Below are 14750 nucleotides of genomic sequence, written 5' to 3'. Positions count from 1 at the left end.
CCGGCGTCAGTTTCTCGGTTTGAATCAGACGCAGGTGGGATTTGCGCGGTTCTACGGGGTCCTGTTGCGGCACCGAAAGCCAAGGGGCGGGGCGTCGGTTTGACGACCGGCTGCGAAACCCGAGTAATAGCTCAGCACATTAACAAGGTGCTGATTCAGACTGACGCCTTCATCCTCGGCAGCCGCCGCCAGGGCACGGTGGAGACTGCGCGGCAGACGCAAGGTGACGCGACCGCTGAAGTCGTCGGCGGGCACGAGCGCCTCCGGAAAGGCTCTGCCCTGCTCGCAATAGGCCATCGCCGCCGTCTCGATGGCGTCGATCGCAAGATCATAGGCTTCGGTGTAGGTCTCTCCATACTCCGCCAGATCAGGCAGTTCCTTCACCCGAGCCTCGAACAAGGCTTCACCCTCGAAGGTGCCGTGGCGGATGCTGATGTTGTAGGTGGGTGGATTGATGTTCATCGGGATTCTCTCAGGAACGCGACCAAGTCGCTCTCGTAGTCACGAAGCAACCCAATCATCTTCTTGACGTAAACAGGCTTTTGATATGCGACATCTAGATGCGAAACACCTTCATCACCTCGTCCCCCAGATGGTTGATCACCTTCACCGCGATGCGCCCGGAGGCGGGTTTGGGGAAGGGCCGAGAGGTGTCGCTGTTGAGGCTTGCCCAGGCGTCTTCGTCGATTTCCGCCTTGAGGGTGGTCTTGAGCGCTTTGTAGGGATCCTCGGCACCGAGGAAATAGGCGTGGCGAACGAAGAAGCTCTCTTCGTTGTAGTCGGTGTCGATGAACCAGCAGGCGATGCCCTCGGGGCCGTCGCTGCGCACCTCGCCGGTGCCGGGATGGAAGACATCCACACCGTTGATCTTGATCCGGATCAGGTCGTCATCGGCCGGCAGAATGGCGATGTCGGGTTCGCCGAAGATGACGAAGAGGTTGCCCTTGCTGGTGGTCTTCAGATCCTCGGCCATGTGCAGGTCGGCATTCATGCGCGCCTTGAGCACCGGGATGCGTCCGAGCTTGTTGAACTCCGTGGCGTGGGCCTCGTAGTTGAAGGCGCAGGCGATCAAGACATCGAAATCGGCGTCGCCGGCCTCGCGTGCGGCAAGCACCAGATCGGGGCGGGTGACGGTGCCGAATTCTGGGCCGATGAAAATCGCTGCGCGCTTTTCAGAGAACGAGCTTGGGCTTTCGGTGGGCTCGGGCGAGGCTGCATGGCCATCGACGATGCCGGGATCGTCGCCGACGACAAAACGGCCTTCGGCGCAGATCAGATCGCCGGGCCACGGGGTCAGCGAGGTGAAGGTGATCTTGTCGGCCTTGTGCGCCTGCTGCACGCCGGCGGCCTTGAGGTTGTCCAGGATCATCTGCGAAAAGGTCGGCTTTTCTCCGTATCCGGCATCCGGGGTGGCGACGCTGTTGGCCGGGTCAATCAGTTCGTCGTTCTCATCGACACCGAGCACGCGGTGGGGCGACAGGCTCTCGACAGTAAACGGGCCGGAGACGCGGACGGTCTTCTTGTCGGTGTAGGGTTTATCGTAGAGATACTCGGAGTCGGCCTTGGCGGCGATGGAGGCGTCGATCTCCGTTTGGCGGGCGATGCGGGCCTGCCACCACTCGGCGTGCAGCGTGGCGGCCGATTCGGGCCAAGGGTCGACCGGGCGAGCCGGCAGCGTCTCGATGCTGTAGTCGCGTTCGAGGGCTTTGTTGATCCCTCGCAGGGCGTCGTCAATCTTGGCCGGACTGGCGTTTGTGCCCTTTGCCTGCTCGCCTTGAAGCGTCTTGAAGAACCGCAGTGGTTCGGCCGGCCAATGGTCCTCGGCGGCACGCGGGATTTCCCATTCTTCCCAGGTTTTGCCCATCGCAGCGTTCAACGCCTCGCGCAGAGGCTCCAAGGTGTCCTGCCACCTGTCCCAGATGACATCGATCTCGGTGTTGTTGGCGATGGACTTCAGCGTGATGTGCGGGACGCGTTCGTAGACGAAGCCGTGGCGGATGTCGCCTCGGGTCGGCTGTGACGAGGGGGCGCTGTGGGTGATCTCGGCCTCTTTGCGCTGGCCCGCGGGCGAGTCGGCGAGCAGGTAATAGGGATAGCGGGCGCCCATGATGCGGGCGCGGGCCAACGCGAGTGCGACGCGGGAGGTGTCGATGGTGATCCAGCGGCGGCCCCATTGTTCGGCGACATAGGCGGTTGTGCCGGAGCCGCAGGTGGGGTCGAGGACCAAGTCGCCGGGGTCGCTGGTCATCAAGAGGCAGCGCTCGATGATCCGAGTGCTTGTTTGCACTACATAAACTTTATTCGCGGCTCCTGCAAGGTCAGTCCAAATATTAGACAGGACAGCAACTGAGAAGTCCTTGAAGCGTCGCGCGTAGCGAATTGAGTTGCTTTGAGGAATGACACGGTCTGCACGAATGAGTCTTCGCATTCCAAATTCATTGGTTTTCCATCTGCTTTGCATGGTTGGGCGGAAAGTCCGGCCGAAAACTGGGACAGGAAACCAGCTCGCGGCACCTTCGCCTTTATCCCTACCTGCCGATGCCGACTGTAGAGGATCAGGGGCTACAAGTTCATCCATTCTTGGTGAGCGAGATAGCTCGCTGACTGGCAGCCGAACCCCCACTTCGATTTGTGCGATCGTAAATCGTCCACTTTCCTCCGGCGATACATTCCTATCCACGTATTGAGCTTTGTACTTGGTGCGTTCTATATCTTTAGCGTACCAGAGCACAAAGTCAGCGATGCCGCCGAGATACTGGGAAAAAGTTGAGCCGGCTTTTTGCACTGTGATGAGCGAAACCAAGTTCTGATCACCAAAAACCTCATCCATCAATGCACGAACGCGATGAACATTCTCATCCCCAATCTGCACAAAGACCGACCCGGAATCCGTCAACAGATCGCGCGCGACGGTCAACCGATCCCGCAGATAGGTCAGATAGGAATGAATGCCATCCCGCCAGGTATCCCGAAACGCCTTCACCTGCTCCGGCTCGCGGGTGATGTGCGCGACATTGCCGTCCTTCACATCGCGGCTGGTGGTGCTCCATTGGAAGTTGCTGTTGAATTTGATGCCGTAGGGCGGGTCGATGTATACCTCATATAGGCACAAGCTCACATTTTTTGAATGCCTGGAATTTCAGCGTGAGTAAAGAGTCCAGCTCCTTCTTGTGCGTGGTGTGCGTTTGTTTTAGGCAGTCGGTGATTGCAGTTCGGAACTCGGCGAAATTAGGATAGTATTTCGAGTAGAGCACTTCTTTCTTGACGAACTTCCACAACCTTTCGATCAGGTTCAAATTCGGTGAATAGGTGGGAAGATAAAGCAGTTCGATATTCAGCTGCAAAGCCAGCGCTGTGACGATATTGCACTTCTGGTAGCGCGCATTGTCCATCACCAGCGTGATTGGCACGTCGAGATTCAGCATGGCAATGCGTCGCAACAGGTCGCAGACGCTTACCGCAGTGATATAGGTATCGTTCGTCACCATCACCAGTTCATGCGTGATCGCGTTCAGCGCACCGAGCACGTTGAAACGTTTTCTCCCGGCGGAAGTCTTTAAAAAAAGGCGGGAGAATGACCACAGAATGCCGAGAAAGGCACCCATTACAAAGTGAGCAGCATCGACAAAAAAATAGCGCGTTTACCCTGTCTGGCTTCTTCGATGCGCGGCTCTAACTTATTGATAATAAACTGTTCTTGCTCCTCCGGATCGGCTTTCGAGGGGATGATTCCGACTCGTCTCGGAGCCATGCCGAGCGAATTGAGAAACCGCCCCACGGCGCTCGGACTGCGCTTGATTCCCGTCAGCTCCTCGATCATGGCCGCCGCCTCGTTGATGGTCGCAGGCGGATGCGCGCGGAAATGGGCTTCGAGTCGATAGCGATGCTGCTCCAACTCGCTTATCGGGGCGTAGAAGTTGAGCTCCGTCAGCTTTTTGATACCACCGGACTGAAACATCCCTAGGTACTGCCGTAAGGTGTTGCTGGAAATTCCCGCGAGCCGACAAATCTCCCGGTGCGCAAGGCCTTGGCTCTTCAGCCACAGCACCTCCATTCGCCTGCGCACCCTTGGGTGTGGATGCTCGTAACGCAACTTCTGTATTGTCTTCAAATCCTGCTCGGAGAACTCGATTCTGATCATCGTCTAAAAAACACTACAAGGCGGCCCGTCGGTAGCGATAAGTCTAACTCGAAGTTAAAATGTTATCGAGCATTGCTGAGAGTCGACATAAGGAAAGTTGCGTTTATGCCTATAAAAGGTATAGATGCACTGGACCTTGCCGCGTAGACCCTCGCGCTCGGCGAGGCTGGCCATGACCTGTAGCGAGTCGCCCAGGATCATGCGGTTCGACCAGTTCTGGTCGTGCCGATAGAACTCGGTCTTGTCCGCGTCCTTGGGGATGCCGTTGAAGTCGGCGAAGAGATCCAGTTGAGTGGATAGTGTGGAGTGGTTAGTGGATAGAGAAGATGAGACGTTCTTACTATCCACACGCCACTTTTCACTATCCACTCTCCGCAAGTCATCGATCAACGCCTTGGGGTGGACCTTCTCTTGGATATAGAGCGGCGGCGCATGGACGACGAGGTCGCTCCAATCCTGTTGATCCTTGCCGCGCCAGATGAGCTGCGGGTCGAGGTCGCGGTTGCGCTGCCCCTTCTCGTGGGCGAGTGCATCGGGCTGCTCGGCGGGTCCGCGTGCATAGGTCACCCGGACCGGGTCCTCCTCGTCCTTGCGCATCATCGACTGGTATTCGGCCGTCGGGATATTCTTGCGGGTGGCCTCGTCGTGAGTGAGGGTCTCGACGTTCAGCGATGAGGTCTTGGGTTTGCGGGCCATCTTGAGTCCTTTAGATGAACGGATTCTCAACGATCAGGGTTTCGATGCGTTGGTCATGCTGCAAGTCCTCGCTCAGCAGCCTGGTGCAGCCCGCGTCGAGGGCCGCGGCGACAATCAACGCGTCGTAGAAATGGAACCCGTATCGTTCCTGCACATTAATGCCACGTTGAAAAAGCTCGGGTGACGGCATCACCCGCCAGAATGGAACCAGTACGGTGTGCAAGAAGCGGCGGGCCTCATCGGGACCGGCAGCCGCCTTGAGCTTACCGGTCAGCACATTCAGCGTTTCCTGAACCACCTGATGACTGATGGCGGTGTCGCCGCGATGCAACGCATCGCGGATCAACTCTTTTGCAATGGCACGTTTGCGGGCGTCATGACGGTCAAAGACATAAAGAAAGACGTTGGAGTCGAGGAAATCAACGCTCATTCATTTCTTCCCGCGTGAATTTGCGTCCGCCCAGGTCAATGTTGCCGCTCAACGCCTCGATCGTGGCCATGGCCGCGTCGACCTGCCTCTGGCGTTGGGCATAGTCCGACAGCCATCCGCGGATGAGGTCATCCAGCGTGGTATCCTCAGCGCGCGCGCGCTTGAGTGCGGTTTCGATGATGTCTTCTTCAAAGCTGATCGTGATTTCTTTGGTCATCTTTTCCTCTCTATGTTGTCCGGCTGGCGTCTATTGGGATCGCATGGGCATTGGGGCCGCTGAATCGGCCAAAACCGCAACCACTGACCACTAACCACCGACAACCTTCTCGATCATCGTGTCGAACGCACTCTCGACCTTGGCCTTGAAGTCGGCCTCGATCTGGTAGACATCGGCGAACTCGGCGAAGGCCCAGCGGCCATGGGTGCCGAGATTGTTCACGCCGGGCACCCAGTAGACATCCATGGTGGTCTTCTTCTCCTTGGCGTCCTCGCCGCGATAACCCTTGATCTCGACCGTGAGGTTCAGCAGATCCTCCTCGCCGTGGCCGTCGTCGAGCTGCACGATGAAGTCGGGGCGGTAACGGCGCATCTCGGAGCCATACCGGTAGGGGACCTCGAAGCCCAGGTTGTGGTTTTTGACATAGGCCCTGACGCGCGGATGGGCCTCGGCGACGCGGCAGAATTCGGCCTCCCAGTCGCTGTCGAGGATGACCCAGTTGAGGTGGCAGCGGCGCGCGTCGGTCTCCCAGCGGTCGGTCTTGGAGGTGTTGAAGTTGAGGTGCGTGGTGGACCCGACCGGGTTGTAGGGGTCGAGAAGCGCCATGATGGGCCGCTTGCCGAGCTGGTCGCGGGTGATACCGGCGGTGATGCGCTCGCAGGCCATGTCCGCGAGGGTCTTGTACTTGAGCTGGGCCGGATAGGTGCCGCCCTTGCAGTCCAGATAGCCGTCGAGCCATTGACGCGCAATGCGCTTGAGCTGGCCGAACAGATGGAGCTGCGGCTCGCCGTCGGCGTCACGGAATCGACTCAGCAAGAGATGCGATGTCAGCTCGTAGAGGACCTGGGATTGGCGCACGTCGCCCGTATGCACCAGGTTGAGATCCACGGTCGCGCCGATGATGCCGGAGTTGCGGGTCTCGGCGGCGCCGACCAGCTCGGGTGAAATGACCAGGATGGAATCGGCGTCGAATTGGGCAGTCAAGCGGTCCTGCGGTAGCTCGGTGCGATAGCCGGCGACGCGGGGGAAACGGATCTCCAGGGCATCGCGCTCGGGGCGCATCGCCTTGACCTGGATGGTCTCGCGCGGGGGCTGCGGCGGGGCGACCGTGGGGGTGGCGTTGAAGTCGAAGGGGATGCCGAGCACGTCGGCATATTCGACGTTGAAGAGCCCCTCTTCGTTGAGATCATAGGACTGGCGGCGCAGCGCCCGGCCGATGACCTGCTCGCACAGGAGTTGCGTGCCGAAGGCGCGCACGCCGAGGACGTGGGTCACGGTGCTGACGTCCCAGCCCTCGGTGAGCATGGAGACGGAGACGACGCAGCGAATCTCGGCCCCGAGTCGGCCGGGCTTGCCGACGGTGTTCATGACTTCGCGCAAGAGGTCCTGGTCGGTCAGGTTCTCGGCCTGACGGGCATCGCCGGTGCGCTCGATGATCTCGCGGCGGAAGCGCTCGATCTCGTCCGACGCCATGGCGCGAAAGTTGGCATCCAGCGCCTCGCCCGATTCCAGTTGCTCGCTGTCGATCAAGATGGTGCGGGGGCGCGGCAGCGGGTTGCCGTGCTCGTCGTGATTGCGGAACAGGGCCAGGCGACCGGGCTCCAGCTTTGAGCTGCCGTCTTGTTGGTCGCGCTGGAATCCGGAGATGTAGTCATAGACCAGCTTGGACGTCGCGGTGTTGTTGCAGACGACGATGAAGCACGGCGGGACCGCGACCCCGGCCTCCGTCCAGAGGGCATGGGTCTTCTCGTAGTGGCCGTACAGCGCCTCCAGTGCGGTTTGCAACTGCGGCGGAAGGTCGAGCGGATTCAGCGAGGCCGCCTTGCCGCGCCCCTTCTTGGGCATCTTGGCGCGGATGTGCTCCCAGAGGTTGCGGAACATGGGCATCTCGCCGCCGGGGATGTTGTCCGCAATCGGCACACGGGGGAGCTTGACGATGCCGCACTCGATGGCATCCATCAGAGAGAAATCGCTCATGGTCCAGGGGAAGAGCGTGCCTTCGGCATAGCCCGAGCCGCGTAGGAAGAAGGGTGTGGCGGAGAGGTCGAGGACACGCGCCAGCCCGAGCGTGCGATTCACGGCCTCCAGCCCGGAGATCCAGAGCCGGGCGGCTTCGTTGTTCTTCTCGGCCTCCTTCTTGTCGTCGCCCTTCAGCTCGCCTTCGGGGGCGCCCCCTGGGGACTGGTTCGGCTTCTCGCGGTAGCAGTGATGGGCCTCGTCGTTGATGGCGAGGATGTTCTTCAGGCCCATCAGATCCGGCATGACACGCTGGAGCATTTGACCTTCGGTCTCCAGCGTATTCAGGGCGTCGCCGCCGCGGCCTTGCAGCAACAGGCGCCCGCCTTTGGACAGCTCGACACGCTCGCGCCGCTTGAAGGCGTGGTAGTTGGTGATGACGATTTTGGCGCGGTTGACCTCGTCGAGCAGGTCCGTGGGCACCAGCTCGCGACTGGCGTAGTAGCTGTCCGGGTCGTTGGGCTGTAGGACGCGCAGGCGGTCCTTGATGGTCAGACCGGGCGCGACGATGAGAAAGCCGCGGCTGAAGCGCTTGCTGTCCGGCCGGCGCACGGCATTGATGGTCTGCCACGCAATCAACATGGCCATGACCGTGGTCTTGCCGGCGCCGGTCGCGAGCTTGAGGGCCAGACGCATCAGCTCGGGGTTGGCGTCGTGGTTGGCGTCCGCCAAATGGGTCAGGAAGCGCTTGCCCGCCTTGCCGATGTGCGGCGCGACCTCGGTCAGCCAGATGGCCGTTTCGACTGCTTCGATCTGGCAGAAGAAGGGGCGAAGACCGCTGAAGGGATGGTGGCGCCAGTGCTGCAGGAGGCGTGCAGTCTCGGGGGTGACGCGCCAGTGGTTGGGGTCGGGATCCAGCCGCCAGCGGTCGACCTCTTGGCGTACCCCGTTGATGACGGCGGTGTGATCATAGCGCTGAGCCTCGGTACTGAGACCCTTGCCTTCGTCGAACGCAAGCTCGGCCTGCTTGGGCGCGCCCTTCTGCTTCTTCGGCTTGGGGATGGGCGTGATGAACTCGGCGCGTCGCCGGGCTTCGAGGATCTGCTGGGTCGGCTGACCTGTCTTGTCCAGCTCCCAGTGGCGCGATGGATAGGCGTATGGCGAGTTGAGAATAGGTCGGTCGAAGAACGGGTGCCCCATGTATGTCTCCTGACAATGGGTGCTGAAGTCCTGCGTCGCCCCGCGCGCTGCCGCTTCGGCATCAGACGGGTCAGACACGCTGTCTGGCGTGGCGCGATGGCCGCTGTCTCGGGGAGGCCAGAGCATTGGGGTGGCGATGACAAACGTTGCGGTTCAGATTCCGATCCGCCGCAGGATCCCCTCCGCCGCCATCAGCCCGTTGACCGCCGCGCCCACGATGCCCCGCGACTTGCCGGCGCCGTCGCCCGCGACGAAGAGTCCGGGCACATCCGTTTCCAGCTCGCGGCTGGTCGGGTAGCGGACATCGTAGAACTTGATCTCCGGGACATAGATGGTGGTCGATGGATGGGCGACGCCCGGGATGACGCGGGCGAGCAGCTCGAGGCTCTCCTGCAGATTGCGCACGATCCGACCGGGATAGGCGAAGGAGATGTCGCCGGGCGTCACTCCGGGTCCGGGCGGCAGGGTCGGCATCAGCTTGTCGAACCCGAGCTCGGCGGAGAAGAAGCTCTGCGCCTTGGAGCGCTTTCCGGCCATGAGATCACCCCAGCGCTGGACGATGAGACTGTTGCCGCCGCCCCAAAAGTTGGCGAAGCGCGCGACCTGCTGTCCCATCTCGGTGGTGTCCTGCAGGGGCTCGGTCATGCCGACGGTGTTCAGGATCGCGAAGTTGGTGTTGGCGGTCTTGGATGCCTTCAGAGCGTCGCCGTTGACCAGTCTGAAATCACCATGCTCCTCGACGCGGACGTGTCCGCCCGGATTGGTGCAGAAGGTCCGCGTGCGATCCTGATGCGTCGGGGTACAGAAGATGAACTTGGGGTCGTAGAGGACATCGGTGATCTCCTCGTAGACCGCAGAGGCGATCTCGACTCGGCAGCCGATGTCGATCACGCCGTGGCCGGTGTGCACCCCGAGTGCACGCGCCTTCTCGCGGAACCAGTAGGCGCCTTCGCGCCCCGGCGCGCAGACCAGATAGGGCGCGCGGAAGGCGCCTGCGGCGGTTTCGATCAGGAAGCCGCCGTCGGTCTCGCGGCGGATCTCGGTCACCGCGGTTCCCAGCATCAAGGTGCCGCCGCGTTGCTCGACCGTATCGGCCATCGCCTTGGTGACCCGATGCGCGAAGTCGGTCCCCATGTGACGCTGCACCACCGGGACCAGCTGGATATCCCAGCGATCCTTCGATGCCGGCCGTCGGACCCAGGAGACGCGGTCGAGCCACCATTGAATGCGCGCCTCGTCCAGACCGTGCAGTGTCGGATCCGCTCCGTGGTGGAGAAAGATCCGATCCACCTCCTCGATTCGGCGGCTCGCCTCCTCCTCCGATAGCCCGAGCTCCGCGAGATCCAGCCCGATATGCGGCGAGAGGTTGAGCTTGCCGTCCGTATAGCCGCCGGCCCCGCCCGGCCGCGGGCGGCGGTCGATGACCAGAACCTTCATCTTGCCCGCGAGCCGCATGGCCGCGAACAGACCGGCAGGTCCGGCCCCGATGATAACGACGTCGAACGCTTTGGTCGGCATGCTCGTCTCCTTAAACCGCGCCCGGCGCGGTATGCGCTGTTTATGGATGGGATCGGCCCCGGCAGACTTGACGACTGCTGGAGTCAGCGCGGTTTAAGATATTAAAATATAAAAGTTTTAAACCGCGTCCACGTTAATGGCCATGGATGCACCAAACGTCGAGCTCACTCGAACGTGAGCATCTCGCTCCGGATGCGGTTTAAATCCTCGGTTATCGACGGGGTCAATCCGGATTCAGCTCCACGGACGGCACACGGAAAAGCTCACGCTTCACCTCGTCGAAGTAGTCCGGGAGATACCGCTCCCAGAGTCGCACGGGCAGTCGATCGAGTCGAGTCTCGGGTGCGGCGGGGAGCGCGAAGAGGTACTCGAGCAGGAATTCCAGGTTCTGCGACAGGTGCCCTTGATAGGCCCACCCGAGGCGCTGGCGGATAATGCGATCCTCGTGCATGCAGCGGCCGATCTCGCTCTCCAAGGTCTCCTCGGCGCCGGAGCAGATGATCTCCACGCGCACGCCCGGCTCGCCGCTGCGCACGAAGGTCTCGAAACGGCGGCGGGTGTCGCACGGCGAGATGCCGTGGACCCCGAAGACCCGCAGGATCTTCTCGGGGAGCCCCTGCGCCAGAATACGGTCCTTGTCCGGGAAATAGTCGACGAGCAGATTCACCGCGCTGTAATCGCCCCGATGGACCTCCCGCTCCACCAATCGACACCCCAGGCCCAAGAGGACCTCGACCGGACGCTCCTGCGCTTCCGGCTCGATGACGAGCTTGATCCCGGCGACGTCGTTGACCTCGACATCATGGGGCCACCCGGGCGCCGGCATCGCACGCTGACGATGCAGGAGGGCGCGCCCGTGCGCTTCGAGGCTGTCCAGGTCGTGGACTAGGTTGCGGGCGAGATCGGGTCGGGGTGCTCCGGCGAGGTCGCCGATCGCCGGGCCGGTTTCCGGAAAGAGCGGGTCCGATCGAGCCTGACTTAGGATCTCCGCGTACAGCCAATCGACAACCTTGCGCGCAGACTTCTCGGCGAGTCGCCGGATGCGCTTGATCCGGCTCGAGCCGACATAGCGGCGTTGTCCTGCGGAGTCGGCAAAATAGAGTGTGCCCCGAAACGGGGTCTCGCGATAGAAACGTCCGGGGTCGGCCCGGTAGTCGGCAACCAACCGGCTCGCCCGCTCGGATGCGCCCGGCAAATAAGCGACGAGCTGTTCCTTGAGGTCACCCTTGGTGAAGCAGGTCCGATGCGTGATCCGACCGCCGTGCACGCCCTGCAGCAGACCCTGCGCAAGCCGCGGGAGGTAACGGGCGACATAGACTGAGTTGAAGTGGACCAACTCCAGCAGGGCCGTCGGGTCCGACGGCTCGAATCGATCGAGCATCCAGCGTCCGATCAGATCGTGCAGGGCGTCACGATGGTTGAATCCCGTGATCGTGATCATCGTGACCCGACGATCGGCACGGCGATCCGATCGCCCGCCGATCCGGCACCCTTATATCGATTCGTCATGCGCTCCATCCGTCCGCTCGACTGTCCCCGCCCGGGCACCGCTCAGGCGGCGAAATCGCGCAGACGCACCGGCTGGCGCCGATCGCCCCATTGGCCCGGCCCCGGCTCGAAGACGCCGGCGCAGACCGCCCCGCAGCGGTTGCAGCGACCGTCCGCGGTCAGATTCCAATCCGACAGCCGATACCCGTTGCGGCCGATGAGCTTCTGTCCGCAGCCGTGGCAGTAGGTGCTCTCGCCGTCCTCGTCATGGACGTTGCCGGTGTAGGCATAACGGACGCCGTTTTTGATGGCGATGGCGCGTGCGCGCGTCAGGGTCGCGAGCGGGGTCCGCGGATGGTCGAGCATCTTGTAGTCGGGGTGGAAGGCGGTGAAATGCATCGGGACATCGGGTCCGAGATGCTCGACCACCCATTGGGTCATGGATTCCAGCTCGGCATCCGAGTCGTTCTCCCCCGGGATCAGCAGGGTCGTCAGCTCGACCCAAACCTTGGTCTCTCGGACCAGGTACTCCAGGGTCTCCAGGACGGGTTGCAGATGGCCGCTGCAGAGCCGGTGATAGAACTCCTCGGTAAAGCCCTTCAGATCGACGTTGGCGGCATCCATCCACTGAAAGAATTCGACCCGCGGCTCCGGACAGATGTAGCCCGCGGTCACGGCAACCGACTTGATGCCGCGCTCGCGACACGCCTTGGCCACGTCGATGGCGTATTCATGGAAGATCACCGGGTCGTTGTAGGTGTAGGCGACGCTGCGACAGCCGAGCGTCTCGGCCGCCAGCGCGATCGTCTCGGGTTCGGCGGCATCGGCGAGCGTGTCCATCTCGCGTGACTTGCTCATGTCCCAGTTCTGGCAGAACTTGCAGGTCAGATTACAGCCGGCGGTCCCGAACGAGAGCACCGGGGTGCCGGGGAGAAAGTGGTTCAGCGGCTTCTTCTCGATCGGATCGATGCAGAACCCGGACGATCGTCCGTAGGTCGTCAGGACGATCTCCCCACCGTGGCAGGCCCGCACGAAGCACATACCACGCTGTCCTTCCTTGATGCGGCAGAAGCGCGGACAGAGGTCGCACTGGACGCGACCGTCCTCCAAGGCATGCCAGTAACGCGTCGGGACGACGCGATCGATCCGCTCGCCGTTCATCGCAACCTCCTGCTCGGCCTATAGCGCTATCTTCAGTGTGGAAGACGCGGGCCCGATTGCAACCCCGGATCACGTCATGGTCCCGGGAGCGGTTACGCGGTCCGCGGGACGCATCACCCGCGCCGACTATACTTCGGTGATGGGACCGCGCTCCCCCGAGTCAGGTCCCGAACCGGTTCTCACGGCCCTCATCCGTCAGGAGGAAACAGCCATGTCGCTCTCTCGCAACCCGGCGGTCGCCGGTCTCTTCTATCCGGGCGACCCCCGCGAGCTCAAGCGGACGGTGGACGACTACCTCGCCGAGGCGAGCCCGGACGGCGAGCCCCCGAAGGCACTGATCGTCCCGCACGCCGGCTATGTCTATTCCGGCCCGGTCGCCGCCAGTGCCTATGCCACCCTGGCCCCGGCCCGCGCGAGCGTGCGCCGGGTCGTTCTGCTCGGTCCGGCGCATCGCGTGCCCCTGCGCGGCCTTGCCGCGAGCAGCGCGGATCGCTTCGTCACGCCGCTCGGCCCGGTGGAGCTGGACCGTGACGCGATCGACTTGGCCCTCGCCCTGCCGCAGGTCAAGTTGATGGATGCGGCGCACGCCCAAGAGCACAGCCTCGAGGTGCAGCTACCCTTCCTGCAGGAGGTCTTGGAGCGGTTCAGCCTAGTGCCCTTCGTGGTCGGCGACGCCCGCCCGGAGGAGGTCGCCGAGGTGCTCGATCTGCTGTGGGGCGGTCCCGAGACCCTGATCGTCATCAGCTCGGACCTGAGTCACTATCACACCGACGCAACCGCCCGAGCGATGGATACGGCGACCTCCACGGCCATCGAGGCGCTTCGACCACAGGACATCGGATACGAGCAGGCGTGCGGGCGGATCCCGGTCAACGGCCTGCTCGAGACGGCACGACGCCGCGGGATGCAGGCCCGCACGCTCGACCTGCGCAACTCCGGCGATACCGCCGGCTCGAGAGACCACGTGGTGGGGTACGGCGCCTATGTCTTCCACTGAAACGCAAGGCATCTACCGGGCCGAGGAGCGGCGGATGCTGTTGGGCATCGCGGCCCAGTCGATCGAGCACGGGTTGAACCACGGCCGCCCGCTGGAGCCGGATCCGCATGAGTATCCGACCGCGCTCCAAGCCGAGCGCGCAACCTTCGTCACGCTGCAGATCGAGTATGAGCTGCGCGGCTGCATCGGTGTGCTGGAGGCGATCCGGCCGCTGGTGGTCGATGTCGCCCGCAACGCCTACGCCGCGGCCTTCGAGGACCCGCGGTTCCCGCCGCTGACCCGTGCGGAGCTGCCGCGGCTCGACATCCATCTCTCGGTCCTGAGCCCTTGGGAGCCGATGCACTTCGGGTCCGAGTCCGATCTGCTCGAACAGATCAGGCCCGGCATCGACGGGCTGATCCTGGAAGAGCGCGGGCGGCGCGGGACCTTCCTGCCTTCGGTCTGGGAGGATTTGCCGGACCCCACGGACTTTTTCGAGCATCTGCGCCACAAGGCGGGCCTGCCCTCGCGGTATTGGTCCGAGACCCTCGCGGTCTCGCGCTACACCACGGAGTCCTTCGGCGCCCCGATCGCGGAGACCTTCGGCGGATGAGCGTCGCGCCGCTACAACCTCTTCGCCCTAGGGCCGTCCGGAACCGGCAAATACGCCTCGATCGCGGCGCGGTCGCTCGGGTGATCGAGCGGAGCGCGCGCCTGGCCGACGACAACGAGCGGCTCACCAGTCACATGCGCTCCATCGGCGACCTGGCGCGCGAGAGCGATTACTGGGCCGGAGCGGACGGATGCGGCCGGTCTCGCGGCGACGGTCCGGAACCTCGGCATCGATCTGCTCATCCTCGACGAGACCAATCCGCTCATCGGGCGCGCCTCGCTCTGGACCAGTCTGGAGACCTTGGGCTGTCCAGTGGCGATCGGGCGCTGAATTCGCCTTAGGCGATTTCCGGGA

12 protein-coding genes and 1 pseudogene are annotated in these 14750 nt (G+C 62.7%); 3 read left to right on the top strand and 10 right to left on the bottom strand.

Going from position 1 to position 14750, the window contains the following annotated elements:
• Positions 1 to 51: 51 nt before the first annotated feature.
• From KFB96_RS22540 to amrS, 10 genes and pseudogenes are all read right to left on the bottom strand, one after another.
• Positions 52 to 462: a toxin-antitoxin system HicB family antitoxin gene (locus tag KFB96_RS22540; protein WP_213456600.1), complete on the bottom strand. Its 411-nt coding sequence runs from the start codon at positions 460 to 462 to the stop codon at positions 52 to 54.
• Between the two features lie 94 nt (positions 463 to 556).
• A complete protein-coding gene (locus tag KFB96_RS22535; RefSeq protein WP_300970786.1) occupies positions 557 to 3112 on the bottom strand; it encodes a site-specific DNA-methyltransferase in 2556 nt (851 codons plus the stop codon).
• Positions 3099 to 4141 (bottom strand): annotated as a pseudogene (locus KFB96_RS22530) (IS630 family transposase). Before KFB96_RS22530 ends, KFB96_RS22535 begins: the two are co-directional and overlap by 14 nt.
• 54 nt (positions 4142 to 4195) lie before the next feature.
• Positions 4196 to 4837 (bottom strand): DNA methylase, encoded by a 642-nt coding sequence (locus KFB96_RS22525; RefSeq protein WP_300970784.1) that lies wholly within the window; start codon positions 4835 to 4837, stop codon positions 4196 to 4198.
• A gap of 10 nt (positions 4838 to 4847) precedes the next feature.
• Positions 4848 to 5267, bottom strand: coding sequence for a PIN domain-containing protein (locus tag KFB96_RS22520; protein ID WP_213456604.1), 420 nt, complete (start codon positions 5265 to 5267; stop codon positions 4848 to 4850).
• On the bottom strand, positions 5257 to 5484 hold the full coding sequence (locus tag KFB96_RS22515) for a hypothetical protein (RefSeq protein WP_213456606.1): 228 nt from the start codon (positions 5482 to 5484) through the stop codon (positions 5257 to 5259). Before KFB96_RS22515 ends, KFB96_RS22520 begins: the two co-directional genes overlap by 11 nt.
• A gap of 90 nt (positions 5485 to 5574) precedes the next feature.
• Entirely contained in the window at positions 5575 to 8640 is a 3066-nt protein-coding gene (locus KFB96_RS22510) for a BPTD_3080 family restriction endonuclease (RefSeq protein WP_213456608.1), read from the bottom strand.
• A 153-nt stretch (positions 8641 to 8793) separates the two neighbouring features.
• A complete protein-coding gene (locus tag KFB96_RS22505; protein ID WP_213456609.1) occupies positions 8794 to 10158 on the bottom strand; it encodes an NAD(P)/FAD-dependent oxidoreductase in 1365 nt (454 codons plus the stop codon).
• Positions 10159 to 10381: 223 nt separating this feature from the next.
• Positions 10382 to 11599: a hypothetical protein gene (locus tag KFB96_RS22500; RefSeq protein WP_213456611.1), complete on the bottom strand. Its 1218-nt coding sequence runs from the start codon at positions 11597 to 11599 to the stop codon at positions 10382 to 10384.
• Positions 11600 to 11709: 110 nt separating this feature from the next.
• Positions 11710 to 12807: an AmmeMemoRadiSam system radical SAM enzyme gene (amrS, locus tag KFB96_RS22495; RefSeq protein ID WP_213456613.1), complete on the bottom strand. Its 1098-nt coding sequence runs from the start codon at positions 12805 to 12807 to the stop codon at positions 11710 to 11712.
• Positions 12808 to 13018: 211 nt separating this feature from the next.
• Here amrS and amrB point away from each other — a divergent pair, with 211 nt between their 5' ends.
• The 3 genes from amrB to KFB96_RS27155 are packed head-to-tail and all read left to right on the top strand — an operon-like array spanning position 13019 to position 14737.
• Positions 13019 to 13804, top strand: coding sequence for an AmmeMemoRadiSam system protein B (gene amrB, locus KFB96_RS22490; protein ID WP_213456615.1), 786 nt, complete (start codon positions 13019 to 13021; stop codon positions 13802 to 13804).
• A complete protein-coding gene (gene amrA / locus KFB96_RS22485; protein ID WP_300970781.1) occupies positions 13791 to 14396 on the top strand; it encodes an AmmeMemoRadiSam system protein A in 606 nt (201 codons plus the stop codon). Before amrB ends, amrA begins: the two co-directional genes overlap by 14 nt.
• A complete protein-coding gene (locus KFB96_RS27155; RefSeq protein WP_300970780.1) occupies positions 14393 to 14737 on the top strand; it encodes a Lon-insertion domain-containing protein in 345 nt (114 codons plus the stop codon). The genes amrA and KFB96_RS27155 overlap by 4 nt, the downstream gene beginning before the upstream one ends.
• The last annotated feature ends 13 nt before the right edge of the window (positions 14738 to 14750 follow it).

The sequence above is a fragment of the Thiocapsa sp. genome, assembly GCF_018399035.1.
Classification (GTDB): domain Bacteria; phylum Pseudomonadota; class Gammaproteobacteria; order Chromatiales; family Chromatiaceae; genus Thiocapsa.
Note: the sequence above shows the minus strand (reverse complement) of the source record. Positions and strands in the feature narration are given on the sequence as shown.